At 39.0% G+C, this 13,990-nt stretch carries 16 protein-coding genes; all 16 read right to left on the bottom strand.

Annotated elements, in window-relative coordinates; translation table 11 throughout:
• Positions 1-248: 248 nt before the first annotated feature.
• Positions 249-1,517 (bottom strand): RIP metalloprotease RseP, encoded by a 1,269-nt coding sequence (gene rseP, locus WYK_RS03810; protein WP_040373275.1) that lies wholly within the window; start codon positions 1,515-1,517, stop codon positions 249-251.
• 7 nt (positions 1,518-1,524) lie between these two features.
• Positions 1,525-2,682, bottom strand: coding sequence for a 1-deoxy-D-xylulose-5-phosphate reductoisomerase (dxr, locus tag WYK_RS03815; protein ID WP_040373276.1), 1,158 nt, complete (start codon positions 2,680-2,682; stop codon positions 1,525-1,527).
• Between the two features lie 72 nt (positions 2,683-2,754).
• Positions 2,755-3,543: a phosphatidate cytidylyltransferase gene (locus WYK_RS03820; protein ID WP_040373277.1), complete on the bottom strand. Its 789-nt coding sequence runs from the start codon at positions 3,541-3,543 to the stop codon at positions 2,755-2,757.
• A 26-nt stretch (positions 3,544-3,569) separates the two neighbouring features.
• Positions 3,570-4,343 (bottom strand): isoprenyl transferase, encoded by a 774-nt coding sequence (locus WYK_RS03825; RefSeq protein ID WP_040373278.1) that lies wholly within the window; start codon positions 4,341-4,343, stop codon positions 3,570-3,572.
• A gap of 359 nt (positions 4,344-4,702) precedes the next feature.
• Entirely contained in the window at positions 4,703-5,260 is a 558-nt protein-coding gene (frr, locus tag WYK_RS03830; protein WP_040373279.1) for a ribosome recycling factor, read from the bottom strand.
• A gap of 1 nt (position 5,261) precedes the next feature.
• Positions 5,262-5,981: a UMP kinase gene (pyrH, locus tag WYK_RS03835; RefSeq protein WP_040373280.1), complete on the bottom strand. Its 720-nt coding sequence runs from the start codon at positions 5,979-5,981 to the stop codon at positions 5,262-5,264.
• A gap of 108 nt (positions 5,982-6,089) precedes the next feature.
• On the bottom strand, positions 6,090-6,974 hold the full coding sequence (gene tsf / locus WYK_RS03840; protein ID WP_040373281.1) for a translation elongation factor Ts: 885 nt from the start codon (positions 6,972-6,974) through the stop codon (positions 6,090-6,092).
• 151 nt (positions 6,975-7,125) lie between these two features.
• Positions 7,126-7,839 (bottom strand): 30S ribosomal protein S2, encoded by a 714-nt coding sequence (rpsB, locus tag WYK_RS03845; RefSeq protein ID WP_040373282.1) that lies wholly within the window; start codon positions 7,837-7,839, stop codon positions 7,126-7,128.
• A gap of 148 nt (positions 7,840-7,987) precedes the next feature.
• Positions 7,988-8,620 carry a hypothetical protein gene (locus WYK_RS03850; RefSeq protein ID WP_040373283.1) on the bottom strand — a complete coding sequence of 211 codons (633 nt, stop codon included), beginning with the start codon at positions 8,618-8,620 and terminating at the stop codon, positions 7,988-7,990.
• Between the two features lie 11 nt (positions 8,621-8,631).
• Positions 8,632-8,940 (bottom strand): hypothetical protein, encoded by a 309-nt coding sequence (locus WYK_RS03855; RefSeq protein WP_040373284.1) that lies wholly within the window; start codon positions 8,938-8,940, stop codon positions 8,632-8,634.
• Positions 8,941-8,967: 27 nt separating this feature from the next.
• A complete protein-coding gene (locus tag WYK_RS03860; protein ID WP_040373285.1) occupies positions 8,968-9,735 on the bottom strand; it encodes a FliA/WhiG family RNA polymerase sigma factor in 768 nt (255 codons plus the stop codon).
• Between the two features lie 198 nt (positions 9,736-9,933).
• Positions 9,934-10,428 (bottom strand): chemotaxis protein CheD, encoded by a 495-nt coding sequence (locus tag WYK_RS03865; RefSeq protein WP_040373286.1) that lies wholly within the window; start codon positions 10,426-10,428, stop codon positions 9,934-9,936.
• Complete coding sequence (locus WYK_RS03870; RefSeq protein ID WP_040373287.1) at positions 10,421-11,056, bottom strand: chemotaxis protein CheC; 636 nt, start codon at positions 11,054-11,056, stop codon at positions 10,421-10,423. Before WYK_RS03870 ends, WYK_RS03865 begins: the two co-directional genes overlap by 8 nt.
• Positions 11,057-11,060: 4 nt before the next feature.
• Positions 11,061-11,531: a chemotaxis protein CheW gene (locus tag WYK_RS03875; RefSeq protein ID WP_040373288.1), complete on the bottom strand. Its 471-nt coding sequence runs from the start codon at positions 11,529-11,531 to the stop codon at positions 11,061-11,063.
• Between the two features lie 92 nt (positions 11,532-11,623).
• On the bottom strand, positions 11,624-13,657 hold the full coding sequence (locus WYK_RS03880; protein ID WP_040373289.1) for a chemotaxis protein CheA: 2,034 nt from the start codon (positions 13,655-13,657) through the stop codon (positions 11,624-11,626).
• 20 nt (positions 13,658-13,677) lie between these two features.
• Positions 13,678-13,990 (bottom strand): chemotaxis protein CheB (locus WYK_RS03885; protein WP_328286262.1); only part of this gene is annotated, 313 nt, incomplete at its 5' end.

Consider the following 13,990-nt stretch of genomic DNA (forward strand, 5'->3'; position numbering starts at 1 on the left):
AGCATCTGCTGGTGTTTCTCTTAATNTTGGGATCAATGTCATCGTTTGTTTCATCTTTGCACCTCTTCAATTACATATATTAAAAAGCATCAAAACAAAAGCGCTATAACCTTAGCGCTGATTGCATTTTCCTTATCTTGCTTATCGTCCAATTATACATGAGATATCAAGATAAGAAAAGCTGAAGCAGCGAAAAAACAAGCCAGCCGAGATTGTCTCAGCTGGCTGATTTTACTTTCCCTCCTATACTAGAGGAAAAAGCGTTGAATATCGTTCCAGGTTACCAAAATCATTAAGAGCATTAATAAAGCAAAGCCGACAAAGTGGACAAGGCCTTCTTTTTGGCGATCAATCGGCTTCCCTCGTAAGAATTCTACCAAGAAGAACAGCAATCTTCCGCCATCAAGTGCAGGCAGCGGGAGTAGATTCATAATTCCTAGGTTAATACTTAGCAATCCTGCCCACTTCATTAAGTAAAAGATTCCTGATTTAGCGACTTCCTCCGTTGACTTATAAATGCCAACCGGACCAGATAACGCATCAAGCGAGAACCCTCCAGTAATTAGAGAACCAAGAATAACAAAGATCTGCTTTGTCCAAAAATAAGTTTCTGTAAACCCATATTTGAAAGCATTAATTGGAGACTTCTCTACAGGAGGATAGACTCCAATTACGCCGACTTTTTCTCCTTCACGATCAACTTCTTGTGGAACAACTAAAATTTCTTCTGTTTTATTCCCACGCTCAACAACAAATTCAATTTCTTTACCAGGATTTTTCTGGATGGCTTCCTGCACATCCTGCCAGCTTGAAACTTCATTGCCGTCAATACTTTGAATTTCATCACCATTTTTCAAACCAGATGTGATGGCTGAACCGTCTGCGGTCAACTCCCCAAGACGTGGTTCATCCACAGCCACTCCTTGAAATAAACCGATAATGACAAAGATGACAAAAGCTAAGACAAAGTTCATCATAGGACCAGCAAAAATGGTCATCGTCCGGTGGCCTAATGACTTCGAGTTAAATTGACGCTCGAATGGAGCAATTTGATTCTCTACTCCCTCACTCACTACCACTGCATCTTCAACTATTTTGAACGTTTGAAGTGTATCTTCTTCGCCTTCTTCATAACCCTGAATGATCAGTTTATGTTCAAGATCGGCTGCTTCTACTTCAATCACCCGTAAATCCGGATATTTGTCCTTATTGTCGAGGACAATCTTTGTTACAATTTCTTCTGAATTGAATAGCAAGCCAACCCGATACCCTGGTTTGAGTTCTGGGTTTTCAGCATCTTCACCAGCCATACGGACATAACCGCCAAGCGGGAGTAACCGGATGGTATAAACCGTTTCATTTTTTTTGTAAGTAAATACTTTAGGACCAAAACCTATAGCAAATTCACGGCAGAGTATTCCTGCACGCTTCGCAAATACTAAATGACCAAGCTCATGAAAAAAGACAAGTGACCCAAAGATCACAATAAAGGCTACTATTGTTTGAACGGTCAGCACGAGTTTCTCACCTCTCTTTTACTAGTGTATGGACCAACTGACGGGTACTTTCATCCACTTCTTGAATTGTTGCTAAATCTGGGACAGCTATCACCGTATGATGATTCATTGCCTTTTCAATCAGCGTTTCGATTCCTAAGAAAGTTACCTTTCCATCAAGAAAAGCAGCTGCAGCTACTTCGTTCGCGGCATTCATCACAGTTGGCATTGTGCCGCCTATTTTACCTGCTTCATAGGCAAAACGCAAACATGGATAACGATCAAAATCCATCTCAGCAAAATGAAGCAATCCAAGCTTCGCAAGATTCAGCCGGTTGCTTGACGCAAGAGGCAGACGATCAGGGTAGGTTAAAGCATATTGGATCGGTACCCGCATATCTGGGCTGCCCAGCTGGGCCATCACACTGGAATCATGAAATTCAACCATTGAATGGATAATGCTTTCTTTATGTAGAAGCACATCTATTTGTTCATAAGGTAAATCAAACAACCAGTGAGCCTCAATGACTTCAAGCCCCTTGTTCATCATCGTTGCTGAATCAATAGTAATCTTCGCACCCATTGACCAATTCGGATGATTCAGCGCTTCTTCAACCGTGACTCCAGCGAGCTGTTCACGTGTTCGATCTCTGAAACTGCCACCCGAAGCGGTAATAATCAATCTTTCAATATTTTTTTCCTGCTCACCCTGAAGTGCTTGAAAGATTGCAGAATGCTCACTATCAACCGGAAGAAGGCTGATACCAGCTTGTTTAGCCGCATCCATAACAAGATGACCTGCCGTTACTAATGTTTCTTTATTGGCAATCGCAATGTCTTTTCCCGCTTTAATCGCTTCGAGAGTTGGAAATAATCCAACACTGCCAATTACTGCATTTACAAGTACATCCGCACGATGATATACAGCCGTTTCAACCAATCCTTCATCACCATATGTGAAGGTAATTCCCTCTTTTGAAAATTCACTCTTTAACTGATCATAATCACTTTTTTCTTGGACTGAAACAAGCTCCGGCTTAAATTCAAGAATGTATTCTCTTACTAAATCAATATTTCTGCCGGCAGATAAAGCAACAATCTTGAAATCTTGAGGATGCTCTCTGACAACCGCTGCCGTTTGCTTCCCTATTGATCCTGTTGCACCTAAAAGGCTAATATATTTCAATTCCTGTTCATCTCCTGACCAAAATGATGTCCAATTAATGATACGTATTTCAATACCCCTAATAGAACTTTTTTATAAGAAATGTAAAAAATGCAGGATCGGCAGGATAAAGAGTAAGCTGTCGAACCTATCAAGTATGCCTCCGTGACCCGGCAGAATTTTACCTGAATCTTTGACCCCATAATGACGTTTATATGCCGACTGTACAAGATCGCCCAACTGTCCGAAAATAGCTATAACAATACTCATTGTCAACAATTTGACAGCGCTCATGTCCGTAAATAATAAGAACAGCACACCTACAACAAGGGCCGAGATAATTCCACCAACAAAGCCTTCAACGGTTTTATTAGGACTAATTGTCGGCCACAGTTTGTTTTTCCCAAACGACTTACCGATAAAATACGCACCGGAATCAGTAGCCCAGATGGTAAAGAGGGCAAGGAATATATACATAACTCCCAATTCACGTGTTACGAATAAATAATAAAAGCCCATTCCGACATATAAAACCGAAATAACCATAAATCCCGCATCATCGAAGGTAAATTTATTTTTCGTTAATACTGAAGAAATTAAATACAACAAGATTCCGATTAAAACCATTTGGCCTTTATCGTATCCATTAGAAGTCAGATAGTTCATGATCTCACCATCAGCTGGAAGGATGAGAATCCATAATAGAATAAAGGAAATCACCGAAGGAACAGAAAATAGAGGTGTTTTTTTCATTCTGATTAATTCATATAAACCGATAGTGGCCATTAAATAAACTAATGCTAAAAGCGGCAGACCGCCTGCTATGATAATTGGCAGAAATACTGCTGCTGCTATAACAGCCGTGATAATTCGTTGTTTCATAACTAGTTATTTCCTCACCTTCTAAACTACACACCGCCAAAGCGGCGAGAACGCTTTTGATATACTTCAATCGCTTCTACTAATTGCTCATCTTTAAAGTCAGGCCAAAGTACATCTGTAAACCAGAGTTCAGAATAAGCCAACTGCCAAAGCATAAAATTACTTAATCGGATTTCACCGCTTGTTCGGATTAATAAATCCGGATCTGATAATTTATCCGTCATTAAGTAACGATTAAATACCTCTTCAGTGATATCAGATTCAATGCTTCCAGACTTAATATCCTGTGCCGCCTTATTAACTGCGGCAAGTATTTCGGCCCGGCTTCCGTAATTCAAAGCAAAATTGAGTACCATTCCGGTATTATCCTTGGTCTCATCCATTGCTTTCTCTACAGCTGCAATTGTATGAGCAGGAAGTGAATCTTTATCACCGATCATCTCTACTCGAACGTTTTCAGAAATAAGTTCTGGAAGAAACGTCCCGAGAAATTCTTGAGGCAATTTCATTAAAAAGTCTACTTCCTTTTTTGGTCGCTTCCAATTTTCAGTGGAAAAGGCATAAACACTTAGGGTTTTTACACCTAATTGATTGGCCAGCTTCGTCACTTTTTTTACTGTTTTCATGCCTTCGTGATGTCCGGCAATTCTCGGAAGTGCTCGTTTCTTCGCCCAACGACCATTTCCATCCATAATAATGGCTATATGCTGCGGCACCTCGCACTTTTTTATATCCATAATTCTTTGGTCTAAAGCAGAAGAAGCATCCTTTTTACACCAACGCTTCCATAGTGAATACATGCTAGTGTCCCCCATTAAGTTGTACTCTATCTCAACCATATTTTCTAATTCTCTGTATTATGTAAAAAGAATTACAGAATCCATATAATAATAACAAAAAAATTTGCCTTATCCTATTATTATGATGAAAAAAAATCTCACAACAGACGAAATATGTCAACTTCATCACAGTCAACCTGTAATTAATAAGGAATTCTAACCTAAAAAGGCCGGATCTAAATCAATGGAAAGAGCTTCATGATGTATGATACCTGAAAAACGAAAGGGAAGTATCCTTTCGCCTATTTTGGCATCTTAAAACCATCCTGGCTCTTTTCCATTCTTTAGCATCCAGCCCTTATTTAGAAGGAATTGTTCAGTTACACGTCCATAATTTCTTTTTCTTTATCTTTTGTTATGTCATCAATCTTACTGATATGACTATCTGTCATTTTTTGTACTTCTTCTGAATAAGTTCTCAACTCATCTTCAGTAATTTGACTGCTTTTCTCAAGCTTTTTAAGATCATCATTGGCATCACGACGTACATTTCTAATCGCAATTTTTGCTTCTTCTGATTCTTTACGCGCCACTTTAACTAAATCTTTACGACGTTCCTCAGTTAAAGCAGGAATTCCAATACGGATAATCGATCCATCATTAGAAGGATTTAATCCTAAATCAGATTTAAGAATGGCTTTTTCAATATCGCCTAAGATCGTCTTATCATACGGCTGAATAACCAAAAGTCGTGCTTCTGGAACAGATACACCCGCCACTTGGTTAATCGGAGTTGGTGCACCATAATAATCGACGCTGATTCTATCAAGAAGAGAAGCATTCGCACGGCCAGTACGGATACTAGCTAACTCACGAGTATAAGCTCCAATAGCTTTTTCCATTTTTGTTTTAGTGTTGGCAATTATTTGTTTTGGCATATTATTTCCCCCTTACGATCGTTCCAATGGTTTCACCTAGAACGACACGTTTAATATTTCCCTCTTCCATGAGTGAAAACACGATTAATGGGATATCATTGTCCATACAAAGTGAAGATGCAGTTGAATCCATCACTTCAAGACCTTCTTTTAATACATCAAGATAAGAAAGCTCATCGTATTTAACAGCATTCTTATCTTTACTTGGATCAGCGCTGTAGACACCATCAACATTGTTTTTAGCCATTAAAATAACATCGGCTTCAATTTCAGCTGCGCGAAGAGCTGCAGTTGTATCTGTGGAGAAGTAAGGATTACCAGTTCCGGCAGCGAATATAACCACTCGCTTTTTCTCAAGATGTCTTATAGCCCGGCGTCTAATATAAGGTTCTGCTACCTGTCTCATTTCGATAGAAGTTTGAACACGTGTTTCAATACCAAGCTGGTCTAGACTGTCTTGCAGAGCGAGTGAGTTCATAACTGTCGCCAGCATGCCCATATAATCAGCATTAGCCCGGTCCATTCCCATTTCACTGCCGATTTTCCCGCGCCAAATGTTTCCGCCGCCTACGACAACAGCAACCTCTACATCTAATTCTGCAATTTCTTTGACTTGTTGTGCAATTGATTTAATGATAGAAGGATTGATTCCAAAACCTTCTTCACCGGCAAGTGCTTCGCCGCTTAGTTTTAATACGACACGTTTATATTTAGAGCTCATGTGAACCTCCAACTATGTAATCTTTTATCCCGCTCTTTGCGGGTCTGGCCCTGGTTGTTCAAAAAATAGGGAACACTAATGTGCCCCCTATTCAAACATGTTAGTCAATTAGTCCTTTTTAACTTGGTTCATAACTTCTTCTGCAAAGTTTTCTTGGCGTTTTTCGATTCCTTCGCCAACTTCAAAACGTACGAATTCACGGATTTTTCCGCCTTTAGATTCAACGAATGCGCCAACTTTTACATCGGGATTTTTAACGAATGCTTGTTCATTAACACAAATTTCTTCATAGAATTTGTTAATACGGCCTTCAACCATTTTCGCAACAATTTTTTCTGGTTTTCCTTCGTTTAATGCCTGTTGTGTTAACACTTCACGCTCACGCTCAAGTTCACTTGCATCCACTTGGTCACGTGATACATAAGATGGTTTAATAGCAGCGATGTGCATTGAAACGTCTTTTGCTGCCTCTTCATCTGTTGAACCTTCAATAACAGATAGCACACTGATTCTTCCGCCCATATGAAGGTATGCGCCAAATGAATCGCTGTCTGTTTTTGTCATAACAACAAAACGACGAAGTGTTAATTTTTCACCAATTTTTGCAACAGCTGCATTGATATGGTCATTTACTTTAGCACCATTAGCTAAAGTAGACTCAAGCGCTGCTTCAACACTTGCAGGTTTTTCTGCAAGAAGGAATTCAGCAAGCTCTTTAACAAGCGTTTGGAAACCTTCGTTTTTAGCAACAAAGTCAGTTTCAGAATTCACTTCAAGGATAACTGCTTCATTTCCTTTTACAAGAATAGAGGTTAATCCTTCAGCAGCAATACGATCTCCTTTATTCGCTGCTTTAGCAATTCCTTTTTCACGAAGGAAATCAATTGCTTTTTCCATATCTCCATCTGTTTCTACTAATGCTTTTTTGCAGTCCATCATCCCTGCACCTGTTTTTTCACGAAGTTCTTTTACTAACTGAGCTGAAATAGCCATCTTTAAAATCCTCCTCATTTATATGTAACTAAAATGTAATCACAAAATTGGATGTGAATTACGTCTGCCCGTTATATGGCAGGTAATCATTAGCCAAAAAAAGGTGATAAAAGGCATTATCCTCTTATCACCTTTTTTTTGGTAGAAATGATTAAGCAGTAGTTGTTTCTGCTGCTGTTTCTTCACCTTGTTTAGCTTCTAAGATTGCATCAGCCATTTTACCAGTCAAAAGCTTAACTGCACGGATTGCATCATCATTCGCAGGAATGATTACATCAATTTCATCCGGATCACAGTTAGTATCAACAATACCAACAAGTGGAATGTTCAATTTATGTGCTTCTGCTACAGCAATACGCTCTTTACGAGGATCGATAACGAAAATAGCATCAGGAATGCTCTTCATATCTTTAATTCCGCCTAAGAATTTTTCAAGGCGTTCTAATTCTTTTTTAAGTTGAATAACTTCTTTTTTAGGAAGAACTTCAAACGTTCCGTTCTCTTCCATTTTTTCGATATCTTTTAGACGCTTAATACGCTTTTGAATTGTTTCAAAGTTTGTAAGCGTTCCGCCCAACCAACGTTGGTTAACATAGAACATACCAGAACGGATAGCTTCATCTTTAACAGATTCTTGAGCTTGCTTTTTAGTACCAACGAAAAGAACAGTTCCTCCGTTAGCAGCGATATCTTTAACGAAGTTATATGCTACATCAACCATCTTCACAGTTTTTTGAAGATCGATAATGTAAATGCCGTTACGCTCAGTGAAGATATATTTCTTCATTTTTGGGTTCCAGCGACGTGTTTGGTGACCGAAGTGTACTCCAGCTTCAAGCAGTTGTTTCATAGAAATTACTGACATTTAATAGTTCCTCCTAAGTGGTTTTGTTTCTCCTCCGTGCCGATCATTTCTATACAGAAACTGTTTTAACAGCACCATCTGCATAAATCACGGAACGTGTGTATTAACACCAATTCATAATATAGCATATCTGTATTTTAGAAGCAAGTTATTTATTTACTTTTTCATTGAATCTTAATAGCAGTTCAATTTCTGTCTTCCCTTTTCTCAAGGTTCTCGCAATTTCTTCTATTGAATGACCTGTATTAGATAACTGGACAACTTCTTCAACAAGACTCAAAGGAGCTTGGTTATTGTTTTTGATTTCTTTATCCAAGGTCTCACGAAAGCTTTCCTCTTTTTCCGGTAACGTAGAATCATTCTCTGTACCCTTTCCAGAATACTGTGAAAGCTCCAGTTTATCTTGAATAGTTACTGGCAATTCGAGAGAATCCAAGGGTGTTGCAGTCTGGTAAGGATTTCGAGTGTTGGACAGAGTCCTGACTGATTCTTGCAAAGGGGAAGCAGCGGCTTTTGATTCACTCTTTGCTAAATTGACAGCCCGCTCACCCTGTTCCTTACTTGCTTGTTTACTTATACGCTGGACATGCTGGATTAGTTCATTATTTTCTGCTTGCATCTCGATCAGATGGGCAGCAAGAACATCTTCCATTTCAGAAATAATGGATTGCTGCTGTTTTTCAAGTTTCGCAAAATTGCCTTGTCTAACATACAAAACAATAACTGCGAAAATCGTGAGGATATTAATTAAAAAGAGAACAAATATAATAAGTGCTGACATAATACCCCTCTTTATCCGGAATAATCGATACTTTTCCCTTTATATGGGTGATCAGCATTAACCTCTTCCTGTGGAACCTTTTTTCGTTTTTTGGAGGTATAAAGATGAGCGTCTTTGCTTGACTCCTTTTCGTAAAAGGCCGCTTCGCGCAAACCTTCCTGGCTAATCACAGTTGTTTGCTTTCTTTTTTCTTCCTTATGTACCTCCACTACCGCATGATCATTAAGAATTTGGCTTTGTCTTTGCATCTGTTCTTGGATTTTCCCTGCATCTAAGGTTCTAGGCAGGGCTGTTTGTAATTCCAAAACTCTCAGGCTCATGACGACCAATCCTTATCTATAGTTTACTTATTGTTCATGATTTTTCATAATCGTTCGCAGCTTAAATATGGACTTAGAATGAATCTGTGAAATTCTTGAGGTAGAAAGACCCATAACGTGACCAATTTCGGTTAATGTTAATTCTTCCTTATAAAACAATTGAAGTACGAGTTGTTCCTTTTCATTTAACGTTTCGATGATTTTAGCTAGTTCTTGATATAATTCCTTCTTTTCCAGCTGTTCGTCGGGAAGGACTGCTTTGATATCTTTGATATGATATCCATTTCCTTCTTTTTCTTCGTTTTCCTGCGGACTTTCATCCATAGAGAGAACATTGGCAAAAAAGTGTTCATTCATCGAACTATATACTTCTTCTTCAGAGATATCTAAGGTTTGCGCAATCTCCTTAGGTGAAATGTTACGCATATGCTGCTGCTCTAACTTTTCAACCACTGCTTCTATTTTCTTTGCTTTTTCTCTAGCACTGCGAGGAAGCCAGTCTTCTTTTCGCAGGCCGTCATAAATTGCTCCACGAATACGGAAGGATGCATACGTATCAAATTTTAAATCTCTGGTCGGGTCAAATCGCTCTAGCGCATCAAATAAACCCATTAATCCTAAGCTTCTGATATCATCCCGGCTAACGTTTTTTGGCAGGGTAACGGAAATCCTCTGAACGTGATAGGATACAAGAGGCATATACTTCCTCACCAAAATGTCACCTGCTTGGGAATCACGGCAGTCGATCCAATTTTTCCAATATAACTGCTCTTCTCCGGAAGTCAGTTGAGACATGGTATTCCTCCTAACACTAAAAAACTGCTAGCTTTCATTGTTGTCCAACAACTATTTCTAGTATAACAAAAAATAACCAATTCTTTATATATGCTTAATACCCTATATTTGGGTTAGTAAATCGTAATTTTAAGAGAACTGTTTATATTCATTGGTATTACCATTCATTTATTCACCAGAGTCAGGCAACTGACTAGTTCAAATATCTTTGGTTCCCATATTGACTGTTCGAATCGTAAGAAAACAGGTTACTGGATTAAAATCAATAGTCCGTCCGCTGTTTCCACCTGTATCTTCAGCTAGTATCGGGATTCCAAGTGCATGTAATTGTTCTTTAACGGCATCCACATTCCTCGGACCAATTCGCATTAAGTCACCTGTTGAGAATTGAAACATTTGCGCGCCGCCAGCTATTTTTGCTTTTAGAGAACTAATCCGCGACCCTTTTCTCTGCAATCTTTTTACCATCTCTACAATGGCTGTGTCAGCAAATTTCGCCACATTAAGCTGACCTGCTCTTGATAACGATGAATCTGGAAGCATAACGTGAACGAGTCCGGCATGCTTTTTAACTGAATCATAAATAACTACCCCCACACATGAGCCGAGCCCGCATGTGCGGATGATATCCGGTGAGGTGACCAGGTTCATATCTGCAATTCCAACTCTAATCACTGTCGGCACCTCACTCATTGCTGGATACCCCTAAGGCAGTAAACATAATCTCAAGCGAGTCTGGATCGGGCAGCAGGAAAAAATGTCCCTGTATTGCCTCGTTACTCGTATCAGATCCAGTTAGAATGGTATCAATCAAAATAGCAAAGTCACCCATCTGTGAAAGTTCGATCAGTCCGTAGCTTATTGTGGCACCCACCATATCAATACTTAATGAAGGAACCGATGGCAATAAGGTAAGGCCGGTAAAATCTGAAAGAGCTGAAAGATAGGAACCAGATAGAATATTGCCAACCTCTTGCAAAGCTGATAAAGCGATTTCTGAGTAGGGGGGATTAGTAAAACTAAAGTTCACTTCATCTGTTACTTGGTGGATAAAAAATTCTGCCTGGTTCAAGGGTAATATAAAAAACATGCTTCCTGGTGCTTCCCCCTCGAGTCGAAGAAAGACACTGGCCACTACCGTTTCCGAACCGCCGGCAGCCTCCATCATTTCCTCAAAAGATAAGACCCTTACGCTTGGGACCTTCATATCTATTTTTCTATTAAGTAAGGTTGAGAGGGCAGTAGCCGCATTTCCAGCACCTATATTCCCTATTTCTTGAAGAACATCGAGTTGAAAGGTTGACATTTTCTCCAAATGCATCTTATTACCCTTCCTTGACGGAAAGAAGGGTCTCTTCCGGATTCAACACTTTCTCTAAATTTAATAAGATGAGCAAACGTTTATCCAGCTTAACCACACCGCTAATAAACTCATCTGCGATAGAACCCACTACATCGGGCTGCGGTTCAATATTTTCCATGAAAATATCAATCACATCATTCGCTGAATCTACAATTAACCCTACATCCATTTCATCAAGGGTAACGATGATAATCCTTGTCTGTTCGGTATAGACCTGATCATCAATCGCAAACCGGATTCGCAAATCAATAATAGGAATAATTACTCCTCGAAGATTTATAACACCCTTTATAAAAGGAACAGTCTTTGGAACTCTAGTAATATGAATAATTTTTTCAATAGCCTTAACATGATTTACAGGCAGGGCATATTCTTTATCTTTTAATTGAAATACAATTATTTTCATTTCTTCTTGTTCAATTTGCTCTATCATTCATAGTCCTCCTCTGCCAGGTTACGGCATTCGTCTCAGCAAAATGAGAAAATCAATCACCCTGTACTCGTGGATAATTAACTCTTGGTTCGTTACATAATTAACGCGTTACAATCAATAATCAACGCGACTTTTCCATCACCTAAAATGGTAGCACCTGAAATAGCAAATGCTGAGGTTAAGTACTCTCCAAGAGATTTCAAAACGATTTCTTGTTGGCCGATAAATGAATCAACCACTAACCCAGCCAGCTTGTCCCCTTTTCTGACGATCACTACTGAATAAAACTCATCTTCTTCTTTCACAGTGGGAACTTCTAAGATATCTTTTAAGAAAAGCAGCGGAAGTACTTTTCCTCTAAAGTCGATAACCTGCTGATTATGTGCGTGTAAAATGTCTGTATTTTTTATAATAGCTGTTTCGATTATTGAGGTTAACGGGACAGCAAACTTTTCATTTTGTATTTCAATCAGCATAACGGAAATAATCGATAACGTCAGAGGAAGTTGAATTAAAAATGTCGATCCTGCTTCTTCAATGGAATCAATGGTTACGGATCCGCCAAGAGCTGAAATCGTATTTTTAACCACATCTAAACCAACGCCTCTTCCAGAGACGTCAGATATTTTCTCTGCAGTAGAAAAGCCCGAAGCAAAAATTAACTCGTATATCTGCTTATCTGTCATCATTTCTGCCTGCTGAATAGTCAGAATCCCATTTTTAATTGCCTTAGCTTCAACCTGTTTTCGTTTAATTCCAGCCCCATCATCTTTAATTTCAATAAAGACATGGTTGCCGCTATGATAGGCTTTTAAGAAAATCGTCCCTTCCTCGGGCTTCCCTTTTCCTAAACGCTGTTCGGGTGTTTCTATGCCATGATCAATTGCATTTCGAAGTAGATGGACAAGCGGGTCACCTATTTCATCAATTACCGTTCGATCTAATTCTGTATCCGCTCCGACTATCTCAAGGTTCACTTTCTTATTGAGATCTCTTGCCAGCTGACGGATCATTTTCGGAAATCTATTAAATACGGTATCGACCGGTACCATTCTCATATTTAATATGATATTCTGCAGGTCTCCGGTAACTCTAGACATCCGTTCAACACTCTCATGCAGTTCTTGATTGTCCAGCTCTTTTGAAATTTGTTCAAGCCGACCTCTATCGATAACAAGTTCTTCGAATAAGTTTAACAATGTATCCAAGCGCTCGATATTTACTCTAATGGTTTTATTACCTGCCGGTTTACCACTTTTTTCTTTCTTTTGGTCTCTTTCGGTCCCTGCCTCTTCCCGTTGATGCACAAGATTTATTTCTTTTGTGCTTGCTTCTTCTTGCTGGGCTGCAACTTGTCGTATTTCTTGCAGATTAAGCTGTTTTACTAGTACGCTCTCAATTTCAGAAACTTTCATAATTTTCTTTTGAAGGTCTTCTTTACTTTCTTTGGTTACTACCGTCACTGTAAAACTATGATCAAATCTTTCTTCTTCAAGTTGATCGACAGGTGGTGTTGCTTTTATAATTTCTCCTGCTTTTTCAAGTATTTCAAACACCATATATACACGAGCGCCTTTTAATAAACAATCTTTATTTAAAGTAATCGTCAATTCATGTGACGTAAAGCCCTGATCCTCTGATTGCTGAAGGACAGTCAATTCAAACTCGTCATAAATCGTTTCCTGCTCCTGCATTCCTTCATTAATAATTGTCATCGATTCAGTAGTAATGTTACTTGTTGGTAATTCACCTTTTTCAATCATTTCAAGCTTCTCAACCACTTGTTTAACGTTACGTTTTCCATCACCACCGTCAGCAATCGACATGACCATCGCTTCTAGGTCATCTACAGCTTGAAAAATCACATCAAAAATAACTGGTGTAAGTTCTGTTTTTTGATTACGAATGGCATCTAGAACATTCTCCATTTTGTGAGTTAAATTAGCTAGATCCTCGTATCCCATCGTAGCTGACATTCCTTTTAACGTGTGGGCAGAACGAAAAATTTCATTAACAATCGAAAGATCTTTCGGCTGTTTTTCCAGTTCAAGTAAGTGCTCACTACACATTTGAAGGTGTTCTTTACTTTCTTCAATAAATACTTCTAAATACTGATTCATATCCATAGCATTCCACACCTTTCAGATTAACAATAGCTGTTTATCACACTTGCAATTTGCTCTACATCTACTACTTTATTAATACATCCGGTTGCAATTGCTGCCTTGGGCATCCCAAAAACGATGGATGTTTCCTGTGATTCTGCTATTGCCATGGTTAGACCTGTTTTCTTTAATTGAATAAGCCCATTGGCTCCATCCATTCCCATGCCAGTCATAATGACAGCGATTTTTTCATAATTCTCAATTTCACTTACAGACTCGAAAAGGGTATCTACTGACGGACGATGTCCATTTTGCTGATCGGTTTGATCAATACTAACGGCCAAACTCATCCCC

This window comes from Peribacillus psychrosaccharolyticus ATCC 23296, from assembly GCF_000305495.1.
GTDB classification, from domain to species: Bacteria; Bacillota; Bacilli; order Bacillales; family DSM-1321; genus Peribacillus; species Peribacillus psychrosaccharolyticus.